At 67.6% G+C, this 13,577-nt stretch carries 14 protein-coding genes; 10 read left to right on the forward strand and 4 right to left on the reverse strand.

Features of this window, described 5'->3' with window-relative positions; all coding sequences use genetic code 11:
• The first annotated feature begins 36 nt into the window (after positions 1-36).
• The 3 genes from ABIC28_RS13835 (at position 37) to ABIC28_RS13845 (ending at position 3,928) form a co-directional block, all read left to right on the forward strand.
• The gene (locus ABIC28_RS13835; protein ID WP_097211705.1) at positions 37-480 is read left to right on the forward strand and encodes a hypothetical protein; all 444 of its coding nucleotides are present in this window, start codon (positions 37-39) and stop codon (positions 478-480) included.
• Between the two features lie 148 nt (positions 481-628).
• Positions 629-2,212 carry an MFS transporter gene (locus tag ABIC28_RS13840; protein WP_354579355.1) on the forward strand — a complete coding sequence of 528 codons (1,584 nt, stop codon included), beginning with the start codon at positions 629-631 and terminating at the stop codon, positions 2,210-2,212.
• A 108-nt stretch (positions 2,213-2,320) separates the two neighbouring features.
• Positions 2,321-3,928 (forward strand): AMP-binding protein, encoded by a 1,608-nt coding sequence (locus ABIC28_RS13845; RefSeq protein ID WP_354579357.1) that lies wholly within the window; start codon positions 2,321-2,323, stop codon positions 3,926-3,928.
• 81 nt (positions 3,929-4,009) lie between these two features.
• On the opposite strand, the gene ABIC28_RS13850 is transcribed toward ABIC28_RS13845, so the two are convergent.
• Positions 4,010-5,044, reverse strand: a complete 1,035-nt coding sequence (locus tag ABIC28_RS13850; protein ID WP_209928276.1) for an SMI1/KNR4 family protein — start codon at positions 5,042-5,044, stop codon at positions 4,010-4,012.
• Positions 5,045-5,080: 36 nt separating this feature from the next.
• Here ABIC28_RS13850 and ABIC28_RS13855 point away from each other — a divergent pair, with 36 nt between their 5' ends.
• From ABIC28_RS13855 to ABIC28_RS13865, 3 genes are all read left to right on the forward strand, one after another.
• On the forward strand, positions 5,081-5,470 hold the full coding sequence (locus ABIC28_RS13855) for a hypothetical protein (RefSeq protein WP_269589656.1): 390 nt from the start codon (positions 5,081-5,083) through the stop codon (positions 5,468-5,470).
• Between the two features lie 99 nt (positions 5,471-5,569).
• Positions 5,570-6,196 (forward strand): AF_1327 family membrane protein, encoded by a 627-nt coding sequence (locus ABIC28_RS13860; protein WP_354579359.1) that lies wholly within the window; start codon positions 5,570-5,572, stop codon positions 6,194-6,196.
• Between the two features lie 163 nt (positions 6,197-6,359).
• Complete coding sequence (locus ABIC28_RS13865; protein ID WP_354579361.1) at positions 6,360-7,334, forward strand: hypothetical protein; 975 nt, start codon at positions 6,360-6,362, stop codon at positions 7,332-7,334.
• Positions 7,335-7,443: 109 nt separating this feature from the next.
• Here the strand turns inward: ABIC28_RS13865 and ABIC28_RS13870 are convergent, their stop codons facing one another.
• Positions 7,444-7,578: a hypothetical protein gene (locus ABIC28_RS13870; protein ID WP_257017466.1), complete on the reverse strand. Its 135-nt coding sequence runs from the start codon at positions 7,576-7,578 to the stop codon at positions 7,444-7,446.
• 191 nt (positions 7,579-7,769) lie between these two features.
• On the opposite strand from ABIC28_RS13870, the gene ABIC28_RS13875 reads away from it, so the two are divergent.
• Complete coding sequence (locus tag ABIC28_RS13875; RefSeq protein WP_354579364.1) at positions 7,770-8,921, forward strand: acetyl-CoA C-acetyltransferase; 1,152 nt, start codon at positions 7,770-7,772, stop codon at positions 8,919-8,921.
• A gap of 178 nt (positions 8,922-9,099) precedes the next feature.
• Positions 9,100-9,636, forward strand: coding sequence for a hypothetical protein (locus ABIC28_RS13880; RefSeq protein WP_209928268.1), 537 nt, complete (start codon positions 9,100-9,102; stop codon positions 9,634-9,636).
• Positions 9,637-9,691: 55 nt separating this feature from the next.
• On the opposite strand, the gene ABIC28_RS13885 is transcribed toward ABIC28_RS13880, so the two are convergent.
• Positions 9,692-10,276 (reverse strand): TetR/AcrR family transcriptional regulator, encoded by a 585-nt coding sequence (locus ABIC28_RS13885; RefSeq protein WP_097211712.1) that lies wholly within the window; start codon positions 10,274-10,276, stop codon positions 9,692-9,694.
• Between the two features lie 89 nt (positions 10,277-10,365).
• On the opposite strand from ABIC28_RS13885, the gene ABIC28_RS13890 reads away from it, so the two are divergent.
• The gene (locus tag ABIC28_RS13890; RefSeq protein ID WP_097211713.1) at positions 10,366-11,403 is read left to right on the forward strand and encodes a beta-ketoacyl-ACP synthase III; all 1,038 of its coding nucleotides are present in this window, start codon (positions 10,366-10,368) and stop codon (positions 11,401-11,403) included.
• Between the two features lie 93 nt (positions 11,404-11,496).
• Here the strand turns inward: ABIC28_RS13890 and ABIC28_RS13895 are convergent, their stop codons facing one another.
• Positions 11,497-12,231 carry an SMI1/KNR4 family protein gene (locus ABIC28_RS13895; protein WP_354579367.1) on the reverse strand — a complete coding sequence of 245 codons (735 nt, stop codon included), beginning with the start codon at positions 12,229-12,231 and terminating at the stop codon, positions 11,497-11,499.
• Positions 12,232-12,280: 49 nt separating this feature from the next.
• Between ABIC28_RS13895 and ABIC28_RS13900 the strand changes: the two genes are divergently transcribed.
• Positions 12,281-13,534 carry a DUF4303 domain-containing protein gene (locus ABIC28_RS13900; RefSeq protein ID WP_354579369.1) on the forward strand — a complete coding sequence of 418 codons (1,254 nt, stop codon included), beginning with the start codon at positions 12,281-12,283 and terminating at the stop codon, positions 13,532-13,534.
• The last annotated feature ends 43 nt before the right edge of the window (positions 13,535-13,577 follow it).

Genomic DNA, 13,577 nt, shown 5'->3' on the forward strand with positions numbered 1-13,577 from the left:
CTGTAACGGCGCCGGCGACAAAACCGACCCACTGGTATGAATTCTTCGAGGATTGCCCGCGCCACCCCGCTCGCCGTGGCCGTCTGCGCCGCGGTGGTCACCATGTCCGCGCCCTCGGCCGCAGCGGAGGTAGTCGACGTCACCGTCGTCCCCGGGCTCAGCGGGGGCCCGACAACGCCGTACGGGGCCGGTTGCACCTACCTGGTCGTGGCCAGGACGGGCACTCTCGCAGAGCCCGGCGTGGGGATCGTCGACCTCAACCGCGCGTCGACCTTCTTCCCGCACGAGCTGATCTGGGACACCGTCGATCCCTACTACGTCCCGCCCGTCGTTTTGGGTCACGCCTTCTCGCTCTGGACACCGACCGCTCCCGGAGAACACACCCTGATGGCCTATCAGACATCGGCGGGCGGACCGATCGAGACGGTCACCGTCAACCCGGGTACGCCGATCGGACCCGGTTGCATCGTCGCGCCGTAACAAAACAGACGCGTTGGCCATGCGATCGGTGCGGATACGGCGCGGCGGACTCGGCCTCGCGCATCGTGTCAGACATGCAATACTGCTGGTCCGTGGCTCGTTCTTCTTAGTGCTCGCCCACGGTGACTGCCGAGATGGTGGGTGTCCGATGACAGAAGGATCAACTGACAGCGGCGCCGAGCAACTGGCGGGCACTCAACGCCTGCTCGCCGTCCTGCTGGCAATGGCGATGTTCGTTCTTGTCGTCGACACGTCCCTGATGAACGTGTCGATCTCGTCCGTGGTTCGAGACCTCGACACGACCGTGAGCGGTGTCCAGGCGGCCATCGCCCTCGAGGCGCTGGTGTCGGCGGCATTCATCCTGATCGGCAGCAAGGTCGGCGACCTGATCGGACGCAAACGTGCCTACGTGCTCGGCCTCCTCGGCTACGCCGTCGGTGCGTCGGCGATGGCCCTCGCGCAGAGCCTGACTGCGGTCGTCATCTTCTGGGCCGTGCTGGGTGGGATCGGCGCGTCACTCCTCCTGCCCGCCATGCAGTCACTCATCCACGGCAACTTCGAAGGAGGCGCCCAGAAGAAGGTCTACGCCCTCGTCGGGGCGGCGGCCGCGATCGCCGCGGCGGTCGGGCCGCTGCTCGGAGGGTTCATCACCACCTACCTGTCCTGGCGCATCGCGTTCGTACTCGAGGTCGTCATCATCGCCATCGTGCTGTCCGGCATCACGCTCGTCCGCGATGTCCCGTACACGGGGCCTCGGGGCATCGACACGGTCGGGGCGGCGCTCTCCGTGCTGGGCATGGGCGGCATCGTGCTGGGAATCCTGGTGTGGCAGGAGGGCGGCGAAGCAGTGGCCGCGCTCCTGGTGATCGGTGCGACAGCACTGGCCGGACTGGCGTACTGGCTGGTGCGGCGCAAGCGGCGGGGCGAACCAACCCTGCTGGACCCGGATCTGTTCACATCCAAGATCTTCAGGCTGGGGGTCTCCCAGCAAATGCTCCAGCAGATTGCGCTGGGCGGCACGATGATTGCGCTGCCGATCTACCTGCAGATGGTGCTCGAGTACAACGCGATGCAGGCGGGTTTGTCCCTCGCACCCCTCTCCCTCAGCATGTTCGCGGTGGCGGTGCTCGCGGGGAAGAGGGCGGGCGATCGGCGCCCCAGCGGCATCATCCGGTGGGGATTCTTCCTCCTCACGATCGGGATCGTTGCGCTGATCCCGATCGTGCCCCGGGCTGAGTTCGGCTGGGCACTGGTGGTCCCTCTGATCATCGCGGGGTCGGGCTTGGGATTGTTGGTGTCGCAGCTCAACGACTACACGCTCGCCCCGATCTCAGACGAGCGGGTCAGCGAAGCCGCAGGCACCAACTCAGCGGCAGGGTCGTTCGGGCTGTCGTTCGGTCTGGCGTTCGCCGGCGCCACCCTGCTGGCAACGCTGTCCATCGCGTTCACCTCGATGGCGCAATCGAGCACCGTGCTCCCGCCGGCAGACCAGCAGCACGTGGCGCAGGTGCTCGAGGACGACGCGGAGGTCATGAGCAACACCCAACTCGAGGGATTGCTCGTCGACCAGCCCCAGGAGATTCAGGACGAGATCATCCGCATCAACACGGAGGCACGACCCCTCGCCCTTCAGATCGCCTTGCTCGTTCCTATCCTCGCCGGCCTCCTCGGGCTGCTCAACTCGTTCCGCATGATGCGGATACCGGAAGCCCCGTCAACGACCTCCGACTGACCGCAGGAAATGCACCAATCGATCAGTTTCCCCGCAGATGGCCTGGAACGTGTTCTAGGTTCGGGTCATCGCCCTCGACATCGCGGACCGGTTCTGAAAGGAATGAAGATGCAGTTCAACCTCGCGGACGTTTTCGAGACGGTCGCCAGCGCAGTACCCGATCGCATTGCATTGACCTACGAGGGCGAGAACCTCTCCTACGCCCAGCTCGACGCGGAGGCCAACAGGGCCGCCCACCTGCTCGCACAGGCCGGCATCTCCCCGGGCGACCATGTCGCGTTGTTCCTGAAGAACGGCATCGAGCACGTCACGTCCATCCTGGGGTTGATCAAGATCCGCGCGGTGCCGATCAACGTCAACTACCGGTACACGCCCGCCGAGCTCGAGTACATCTTCACCAACTCCGACTCGGTCGCGGTGGTCATCGAACTCCCCGAGCATCAGCGCACCCTCGCCGCCCTCCTCGAGGCGTGCCCGATGCTCCGGACGGTGTTCGTGGTGGGCGAGGTCGCCGACGAGCTGCTCGCCGCCGCGGATGCGCGTGCAGTGTCCGTGGTCTCCTTCGCCGAGGCCCGCGAGCTGTCGCCCACGGCGGATTTCGACTCCCGCACGGGCGACGACCTGTACCTGCTCTACACGGGAGGGACCACCGGATACCCGAAGGGTGTCATGTGGCGGCACGACGACTTCTTCCGCAAGCCGCTCTCCGGCGGGAATCCATACGGCGAGGGCACCCGGCAAGACCTTGCCGAGATTGCCAGCGCTGCAAAGGAATTCCCCGAATTCTCCTTCCTCATCGCCGCACCCCTGATGCACGGCGCCGCGCTGTACTCACTGTTCACCTTCTTCACCCTCGGTGCTCGCGTAGTCCTCAGGCGGGACTTCGACCCGCAGAAGGTCGTCGAATCGATCGAGAAGGACTCGGTCCAGGTGATCCTCATCGTCGGCGACGGCATGGGGCTGCCGTTGGTCGACGAGATGGAACGACGCAAGGGCGAGGTCGACCTCAGCTCCCTGTTCTCGATCACCTCCGGCGGCGCGATCTGGTCCACCAGCGTCCGGGACCGCATGCTGGCGGTCAAGCCGGACCTGCTGTTGCGGGACAACTTCGGCGCCTCGGAGTCCGGGAACGACGGCGCCTTCACCATCGACGAGGCAGGCAATCTGCGAATGCCGCCCTCGCCGAACATGATCCTTGTCGACGAGCGGCTGAACGAGCTTCCCGCGGGCTCCGACGAGATCGGTTACATCGCCCGCATCGGCAACGTCCCCCTCGGCTATTACAAGGACGAGGAGAAGACAGCCCGGACGTTCCCGACTCGCGCCGATGGCACCCGCCTGTCGGTGCTCGGCGACATGGGCAGGGTGGAAGCGGACGGCACCATCGTCTTCCTCGGCCGCGGCTCGCAGTGCATCAACACCGGCGGCGAGAAGGTCTTCGCCGAGGAGGTCGAGGCCGCCCTGCACGCGCACCCGTCGATCTCCGACGCTCTCGTCGTGCCCTCGCCCGACGAACGGATGGGCCAACAGGTCGCCGCGGTCATCGCGACCTATCCCGGATCGCCCGAACTGACCCTCGACGAGGTTCAGGAGCACTGCCGCAAGACCTTGGCCGGCTACAAGATCCCGCGTTCGATCGTGCTGGTGGACGAGGTCAAGCGAACACCGGCCGGCAAGGCGGACTATCGCTGGGCGACGACGATGGCGTCCGCCTAGTCGCACACGATCCGATCCACGCCCGGCACGCGACGCCCGGGCGTGGATCGGATCGCCATGACCTTCTGTCACGTTGGTCGCTCAGCGAATCCCGCCGGCCGCACGCAAAACCCTCAGCAGCTGTGTCGCATACTCCGGATCGAACCGGTACCCGCCGTCGACGGCGACGAGGTTCCCGCGTTCGACCTTCGCGTCCCACCAATCCCGCAGGAACCCTTCCGCGTAGCCGCCCGTGCAGAAACCGTACGGGTCGGCCACGAACGACGTGGTGACCATCAGGGTGTAGCAGGGCCGCTCATAGTCGTCCTGCCCCTCGGCCCGGTTCACGAAGTCGTCGAACGATGACGCGGTGGCCAGGTGCGAGTACAGCCAGAACATGACGTCGTACATCAGCCACGAGTCGCCGTCCGCGTGGAGCGCGTAGAACCCCTTCTCCGTCACGATCCGCTCCGCGAGGCCGCGGACCAGTGCCTCGCCGTCCGGCAGGCCCGCCGCCTCCAGGGCGCGGCGGACGATCGGCGAGAGCGTGCCGCGCCGCACCACCGCGAGATCGGCCTGCAGCGCCTCCTCGCTGTCGTCGAACTCGTCCTCGCTCACCAGGCCCCGGACGAAGGACGCGAAGTCGGGCGCGACCACGGTGATGCGGTAGTCGCCCTCCTGGTCGACGTGCACGACCCGAGGCTCGCCGCGGGGGCCGCACGCGCGGTAGTCGAGCATGATCTGCTCGTGCCCTGCGCTCGGGGTGTCGGCGATACCGACGCCGATGTCCGGGTACCCCCACTCATCCCGCATGAACGTCGAGCCGAGCTCCCCGCACAGCGACCAGGTGGCGGTACGGCCGATCGCGTACAGGCCGCTGATCTGGATGTAGTCCTCGGCCCAGCTCGTCGATTCGTCCATCGGGTGACACGGCCGCTCGACCATGCCGCCGTTGTGCATCCGCATCAGTTCCACGAAGGAGTCCGGGAGCCGGTACCCGCCCAGCTCCTCCTCGATCGACGCGATCAGCTCATCGGTCGGCGAGGGCTCGGCGTAGTTCTCCCGCGAATAGTCGCTGTCGTCCCAGAAGCCCTCGAAGTCGACGCCGCCGAAGTGGCCCGTGGTGCGCACGCTCACTGCTCTGTCCTTTCATCCGGATGCGACGATCGAACCATGAAGCACCCACCACCGGTCTTCGGCGGATTCGCTGACCTGGATTCGGCCGAGCCGGTTCTCGTTGCGGCACACCTCTTTGTGCGGACCTTCGGCGCGAAGCACACCTACGCGGCAGGCGCGAGACTGAAGTGGCACCCGATCATCACAGAGCTGGCGCGCCTCGGCGGATGCGAGTCCGAATTCAGACTCTTCGGCGGCGGCGAGAGATCCGACGCGATCGGTGCCATCGCCACGGAGTGCGTCGTGCTGTGGGAGTCCGCGTTGCTCGCGGCACGCCGAAACGAGGACGTTCTGCTGCTCCGAGCGGGGGTCACGGCACTCTCCTCCCCCGACCCGGTTCGGACCGTGCGGCAGAGGGTCACGACGGTGTGGTCTCCACCGGGCTGACCAGGTGTAACCCAATTTCACAGTTACAGCGTGACAACTGACGTCAATGTGTAACACTCCCCCAGGGTTTCTGATGGTCTCGGGGGAGAGGGTTTGCTGATGACCGAGCACGCCAAGATGGCGCTCGAACTGCTGCGCGACAGCAGCCAATTCAAGTGGTACGTGATTCCGCTGCTACTCCTGGTCATCTACGTGTACGCCACGGAAGTGGAGCGCCGGAACTGGAACGTCTTCTTCGCCGGGCTCGCACTGTGGGGCATGGACCTGTTCAACGAGATCTGGAACTCGCTGGTCTTCCACGCCACGGGCCGCGCACCGGTATGGGCCGCGACCGGACCGACGGCCTACCAGCTGCTCATCGGCCTGAACATCGAGATCTGCTTCATGTTCGCCATCATGGGCGTCGCGGCGGCGAAGATGCTGCCGCCCAAGGAGACCCGAATCTTCGGCCTGCCCAACCGGCCGATCCTCATCGCGATCAACTCCGCCGCCGCCGTGGGCGTCGAGGTGGTGCTGAACAAGATGGGCGTGCTGACCTGGGACTGGTCCTGGTGGCAGCCGGGCTTCCCCTATCTCATCTGGCTGATCGGCTACGTGCCGTTCTTCGCCGTCTGCTTCTGGGTCCACGACATGGCGACTGTGCGTGCGAAGGCCATCACGGTCGGCACGATCTTCGGCATCGATGCCGTCGCCCTCATCATCTTCGGAACGCTGGGCTGGGTGTGATGAAGCGACTTGCCACGCGAGGCGCCCTCGTCGCGGTTTGCCGGAATCGCGTTCGCGGGTCTCACGGTGCAGCCCGGCGCGGTGGCGCACCCTTCCCCCTGGCACGCTCGACTGGACCTGGTCGGTTCTCTCCGCGAACGAAGACCATGTCTGGCGCGACGCCGTGGGCAACAACCACCCCGTGGGCCTGGCCAAGGTCTCCCACGTCTTCGCACTCACCGACGGCGGCACCCGCATTCGCTACGTGGACCCCTGGCTCCCGGTCGATCACAGCTACGAAGTCGGCATGCCCGCCGGAGGCCGCTTCCGCGCGGTCGCCCTCTCCACCAGCGGCTCCACCTCGCTGGTCGTGAATCGCCATGGGGACCTGTACACCCGACTCTATGACTTCGACATCTCCGGCGCGGACAAGGTCTTCTTCCGCTACTCCTACGACGACCAGCCGGGCCTGCGGGAAGCCGCGGACATGCTCAGCGAGCGCATCGATGTCGGCACCGCCGCCATTGCGCTCCCCGCGCCCGACTGGCTGCGTCAACCAAAGGTCCCCGGCGAGATCACCGACCGCATCTCGATACACAAGACAGGCATCGGCTCCGACGCCCGCGAACTCCGCGTCGAGGGCGCCAGCGACGGCCGAACCGGTTATTGGACAAAGCAGCTCACCGCGGACGAGTGGAGCTTCGTCGCCACCGACCAGCCCCTGACCGGGGAGCGTCTGGCCAATACCGCCGACGACCGCAGCGTCGACCCGTCCGTACCGGCCTCGCCGTACAACTACGCGGGCCGCTCCCCCGCGGGTTGGACCGCCGCCGTCGAATCCTTCGACATCGCGAGCTCCCCCACACCGCTGCACGTGGACTTCGGCAACGGCGTCGGACTCGACCTGATCCTCCACACCGTCGACGCCCTCCGGCAGACACCGCAACCGGCAGGCCTCACCGGGCAGGCCCGTCACTTCGACGGCACGATCGAGGTGCCGGCGAGTGTCTCGAATTCCGGCGCCGCCGAGCCCGGTCCGATCCGCGACTTCCTCGCCGGCGCACTGGGCGGTCGGCGTTTCACCGATTTCGGTGTCGACGTCACCGATCGCGACTTCCGCATCGACGGGCTCGGCGTCACGCTCGCGCGCACGCCCTAGGAACCGGGTACGCGATTGGGGTGCGGCCATCGCCGGACCGGACGACCGCAAGCGCAACCGCCTCCGACGAGGCGGCCGCGACGGCCGTCCGGTCCGATCAGCCGATCGGTCAGATCACTCCGCCACCGAACAGCACGCTCACGAGTCCGCCGACGACGAACGTCACGACGTAGAGCGGCCCCCGGATCGGGTCTCCTGCATTGGCTCCCTCACGAAGCCACTCCATGATTTCAAGCGAACCCATGTCCCCACTCCTCATTTCGCGCTGACAGGTACTCCGCGTCGGTAACGCCTCCCCGCCCGCGAGCATTCCCTGCGCGCGGCCGCGGGCCGATCTCGACCGGTGGACCCGACGATCAACCCGAACGCTATAGGGTGCAATCATCTAACTGATTGGCGCATGCCCGAAGCGACCGAGGAAACGAGGAACCCGCAATGTCCGAGGCCTACATCGTCGATGCAGTTCGCACCGCAGTCGGCAGAAAGAACGGCGCGCTGTCCGCCGCCCACCCGATCGACCTGGGCGCGACCGTGATCCGATCGCTCACGGACCGGAACCCCATGGATCCCGCGGCCATCGACGACGTGATGTTCGGCTGCGTCGACACCATCGGTGGCCAGGCAGGAAACATCGCACGCACGTCGGCACTGGCCGCCGGCCTGCCCGAGGGCGTCCCGGGCGTGACGGTCGATCGCCAATGCGGATCCAGTCAGCAGGCACTGCATTTCGCCGCCCAGGCGGTGCTGAGCGGGACGGCGGACCTGATCGTTGCGGGCGGCGTGCAGAGCATGAGCCGGATCCCGATCTCCGCAGCCATGACGGCGGGCCGGGAACACGGATTCGACGATCCCTACTCGGGCTCCCGAGACTGGCACCGCCGCTACGGCAACACGGAGATCTCCCAGTTCCGGGCCGCCGAGCTGATCGCCGAGAAGTGGGGCATCAGCCGCCTACAGATGGAGCAGTGGGCGTTGCGCAGCCACCAGCGCGCACGGGATGCGATCGCGGGCGGACGATTCGACGACGAGATCGTCCCGGTCGGCTCGTTCGAGGTGGACGAGTGCCCCCGCGACACGAGCCTGGCGAAGATGGCAGCGCTGCCACCGCTCCGAGAGGGCGGGCGCCTGACCGCGGCTCTGGCCAGCCAGATTTCGGACGGCGCCAGCGCCGTGCTCGTCGCGTCCGCGGCCGCGCTCAAGACACACAACCTGGTACCGCGCGCAAGAATCCACCACCTGAGCGCTCGCGGCGCCGACCCGATCTACATGCTCACCGCTCCGATCCCGGCCACCGAGTACGCGCTCGGGAAGACGGGCATGAGCATGGACGACTTCGACGTGATCGAGATCAACGAGGCATTCGCCTCGGTCGTCCTTGCCTGGCTCGCCGAGACCGGCGCAGACGCGGAGCGCGTCAACGTCAATGGCGGCGGCATCGCGCTCGGGCATCCACTCGGCGCCACCGGCACCAAGCTTTTCGGGACGCTTCTGAACGAACTCGAGCGAGCGGGTGGACGATACGGACTTCAGACCATGTGCGAGGGCGGCGGCACCGCGAACGTCCTCATCATCGAACGTCTCAGTTGAATCGGCTGGTGCAACCGTCGTCGTCCATGCCGGCGTCCGAACAGCAGAAATTGCCGAATTCGGTTGCGCGAGTATGGTCCAGATTGCACGATTTGTAACAAACCGTATGCCACCTTCGGTATGAAAGGTGCGGCCGAAATGTCTCGGTTCTCGCATTGTCGGATCAAGGGGAGTGATCATGAGCAATAAGTTGGTGCGGCGTGGGTGCGCTGCGACCCTCACTGCTGTCGGGCTCGGCATCGCGGTGGTGACCGGTGGAGGCGTCGCGAACGCTCAGCCCGCGCCGCCGACGTCGACGACCATGACGTGCGGGAGCCTGAACCCGCTCTTCTGGGCACCGTCGTTCACGTGGACCGTCCATGCCGCATCGGGAGCGTCGCTCCGTCCGGGCGCAGACGCGCTGGAGCCGGCAATTCTGCTGAGCGGCGGGAACGAACTGCCCGCGCCGCCCCCCGGTCTGCTGCCGAGCTTCGGAGTCAACTGGTACGGCACGCGGGTGCTGGTCGACTGGACCAACAAGACGACGGGGGCCTCCGGCCACAGCGTCAGCGACGAGACGGCCCTGCAGCAGAAGCCCGGGATCCCGATCAACCGAACCTGGACGGGAACCGGAGCGGTGGACTTCACCGTCACCGTCGAGACCGGTGGGGGCTGGCGGTTCATCAATACGCAGAAGGCCGTCTGCAAGGGCACGATCTCGGTAGTGCCGGCGTAGTCACTCGGGACCGTCCGGTTGTCGGCGGCCGCCAACCGGACGGCACCACCGGCGCTCACCCGAGCGTGAGGTGATGACCCATCAGAACGCTGAGCTGGGCGCGTGCATCGACGAAGGGCTGGCTCGACTCGAGCGCGCGGCTCTGCACGATGGCGCCCTCGATCACCGACAGCAGCAGCCCCGCCATCGAGCGCGCGGCCGCTTCCTCGATTCCGGCCGCGACCATGCCGTCCGCGAGCCGGGAGGTCCAATCGGTAAACGCCTGACCCGCGGCGGCCTGCACCGCCGGGTTCTGCTCGTCCAACGCGGCCGCCATCATGAACGAACCCAGCCGGTACTCGCTGGACTCGAGCGGCTCGCGCCAGAATGCGAACAGCTCGTCCAGCCACTGCTCCACCGACGGCGCGCTCGCCAGCTTCTCCGCCATGACGCTCACATGCGAATGCACCACTCTCGACACGATCCGTGTCGCCGTCTCCACGAGCTGGCCCTTGCCGGCCGGGAAGTGCTGATACAGCGAATTACGCGACGCATTGCTGCGTTTGAGCAGCTCGGTCAGCCCGGCCGCATTCACCCCGAGCTCCTGCACCGTGGCGATGGTGCTCGAGAGGAGTCGGGCTCGCGGTCGTGCCGTGGTCATGCAAATCCTCCCGCGCTTGTGTGAACCGATCGGTTCATGTTAGATGATCTCAACTATATGGACCGATCGGTTCACATGGAGAGGATGCTGTGCCCGCCCCCATCGCCACCGCCAATCCCGTCACGCACACGGCCCTGCTGGGCCTCGGCGCGTACCGACCCCGACGCGTCGTCCCCAACGCCGAGATCGTGGATGCCATCAACTCCAGCGACGAATGGATCCAGACCCGCTCCGGCATCAAGTCCCGAGGCTGGGCCGACTCCGAGGAGACCATCGTCTCGATGAGCGTCGCGGCCTCCCGCGACGCGCTCGCCGCCGCGGGTATCGAGGCCGGGCAGATCGACGCCGTGGTGCTGGCGACGTCGTCACAGATGGTGCTGGGACCGTCGGCAGGCGCTGTGGTGGCCACGGAGCTCGGCATGCACGACACCGCGGCCTACGACATCTCCGCCGGGTGCGCGGGCTTCTGCTACGCGCTCGGCAACGCCGCGAGCCTCGTCCGCGCCGGGCAGGCCCGCCACGTCCTCGTGATCGGCGTGGAACGGCTGTCCGACCTTCTCGATCCGACCGACCGGACCTGCGCGTTCATCTTCGCCGACGGCGCGGGCGCGGTCGTCGTCGGTCCCGCCGACGCAGAGGGAATCGGTCCGGTCGCCTGGGGTTCGGACGGAACCCAGACCGAAGCGATCAAGCAGGACAAGGACTTCAAGCAGTACTTCGCCGAGGTCGCGGCCGCAGAAGCCAGCGGCGGCACCACGGAGCGGCCCTACATCCGGATGAACGGCTCGGCGGTGTTCCGGTGGGCGGTGACCTTCCTGGAGAAGGCCTGCCGCGACGCCCTGGAGAAGTCCGGGATCACGGCGGGCGACCTGGACGCCTTTGTGCCGCACCAGGCCAACAGCCGCATCACCGACGCGCTGATCCGGACCCTGGGACTGCCCGAGACCGTCGCGGTCGCCCGCGACATCGTCGAGACCGGCAACACCAGCGCGGCATCGATTCCGATGGCCATGGAACAGTTGCTCCGTTCCGGCGGCGCCAAGCCCGGCGACACCGCGTTGCTGCTCGGCTTCGGCGCCGGACTGGCCTACGCCGGCCAGGTCGTCCGGCTGCCCGCGATCGTCTGAGTCACCGGGCCCTGGCGGGGCCGCGTCATTGCGGTACCGCCAGGTCAGCCGGCGTCCGTATGAAGGGAACCGCCGGGCGGCCCGGACGCCCGTTCACCCGATGGCCAACCATCCGAGCAGGTCGTCGGTGAGCAGTTCGCCGTCGACGGCGAGGTTCCCGCCGATCGCACCGAGGTCGAGCAGATAGACGCTGCGTCGGTCCCGTCCGCGGTGCCTCATGAACAGTCCCCGCCCCCCACTGTCGTCGCCGACCAGCACCCAGTCGGGTGCATACTCTCGCACCTCGAATGTCTTGTTGCGCTCCTGGATCTGGTGCGGTCCGTACAGCAGCAGGCCATCGTCGCGCAGGGCCCCGGCCGTCGACCGCCACAGCGCGGCGATCGTCGGATTCGGGCCGTCCCGGAGCCCACGGGCGAGGGCGGCCTGGACAGCGAGGAATCCCGCGAAGTTCTCCGCCACGGGGTACTCGTCGCCGTCGAACGGGTCTCGGCGGACCACCGGCCACTCGCCGTCGATGCCCCGGCGATCGAGCGCGAAGTAGTGCGTGTCGCCGCCCTCCTCGGCGTGGAAGCACAGCCGAGTACCCGTCGATCGCCAGTCTGCCGTGATCGCCTCGTCGGCCTCCGCGGGCGCGGCCGTCGCGATCGGGGCCCCGCGCAGCCACCCGGCTCCGTACTCGCCGAGCCACCACCGGTAGGACGGAGGCAGCGGACCGAGGCGGGTCTGCACATTCTCGATCCGGTCCCGCGACGTCGGCCCGGCCGGGCGTTTCGCCAACCCGGGCGATGCATCGAGCAGGGAACGCAGCTGTTCGAGATCCGGTCTCACCGGGGTGAGCCTATCCGGGGCGTCCGTGCCCTCCACTACGGTCGGACGGGTGGACTGGGCGAGCGTGGAAGCGGCCGTACGGGATCAGATCGTGGCGTTCGTGCGCCTCATGCGCGTGGAACACCCCGACGACCGGATCTACGGCGCCGCCGTGCACGAGTTCTATGCCGAAGCCGGCGGCGTGATCGCGTGGCCGTCGATCGGGGTCGCCAGCGAGGAATCCCTCGCGTCGGTCGCGACCGACCACCTCGCCGCCGACGCGCTGCGGTGGAGCCCGGCGGACTGGCCGTGGCAGCTCGACCCAGGCGAGGCGGAGGACCGCTTGGCCGAGCGCGTCGAGGCAGCCGCGACGGCCGATGACGGCGAGCGCTGGCATGCCGTCCACCACCGATTCGAGCGCACGGTCGCCAAGGCCTGTAAGGCGGCGCGCCGCACACTGATCGACGAGGAGGTCGTCGGCCGGGAGTTCGTCGCGGTGGCCATGGACGAGGCGTGGGAGCTGATTCCGCTGAGCCTGACCAAGACCCAGGTACGCAGGCACTTCCCCGAACTCGACGAGGAGCAGCGGGCGCTCGACCGGCTGGCCGCGCTGCCGCCCGACCTGAGGGTGATCGAGTTGATCGCGATCGCCGACTCCCCCGTCCACGCGCCTCCGGGTACCGAACGCGCACGCGCCTGGCTCCGCGAGCTGGGAACCGACGCGGTGTCCGCGATACTGGAACATCTTCCGGTGGCCCGCGAGAAGTGGTTGTGGGCGAAGCTGCTCGGCGAACTCGGCATCCCCACAACGGAAGTGGTCGCAGCACTGGATGCGATTGTGGGCAACCGTCGACTGGGGGAACCCGATCGAGCCTGGGCAGCGGCGGCGCTCTCCCGTCTCGGCCGGATGGATCTGGTGACGGCCCGGCTCGATCGGCTGCCCCGGGAGATCGCCGTCCGCGGGCTCACCGCCCCGTACACCTCCTTCCGAGACGTCGGCGTCCACCAACCGTTGGACTACGGCCCGCTGGAGTCTGCGCTGACCGAGCATCCCGCGCTGCACGACGCGGTGTGCGATCGGCTGTCTCCCGGCAGTGGGTACTGCACGATCGACACGGACGAGACCGAGGCCGCGTTCGTGGGACTCGCTTCGCCATGGGCCGCGGTGCGGCGGCACGGCGTCTTCGTGCTGGCGGACACGGCGCTCACCCCGAACCTGCGAGAGCGGTACAACGCCGATCTGCGCCGCCTGGCGACGGATCCGGATGCCCTCGTCCGCGATGCCGTCGCAGCAGCCAGCGATCGCGGTCCAGCCGTGCGTTGAGCCGCGGCTCTTGTGGAGCCCGGCCGACAGCGATAACGCTCGC

The organism is Rhodococcus sp. PvR044, from assembly GCF_040548995.1.
Classification (GTDB): Bacteria; Actinomycetota; Actinomycetes; order Mycobacteriales; family Mycobacteriaceae; genus Rhodococcus_G; species Rhodococcus_G oryzae.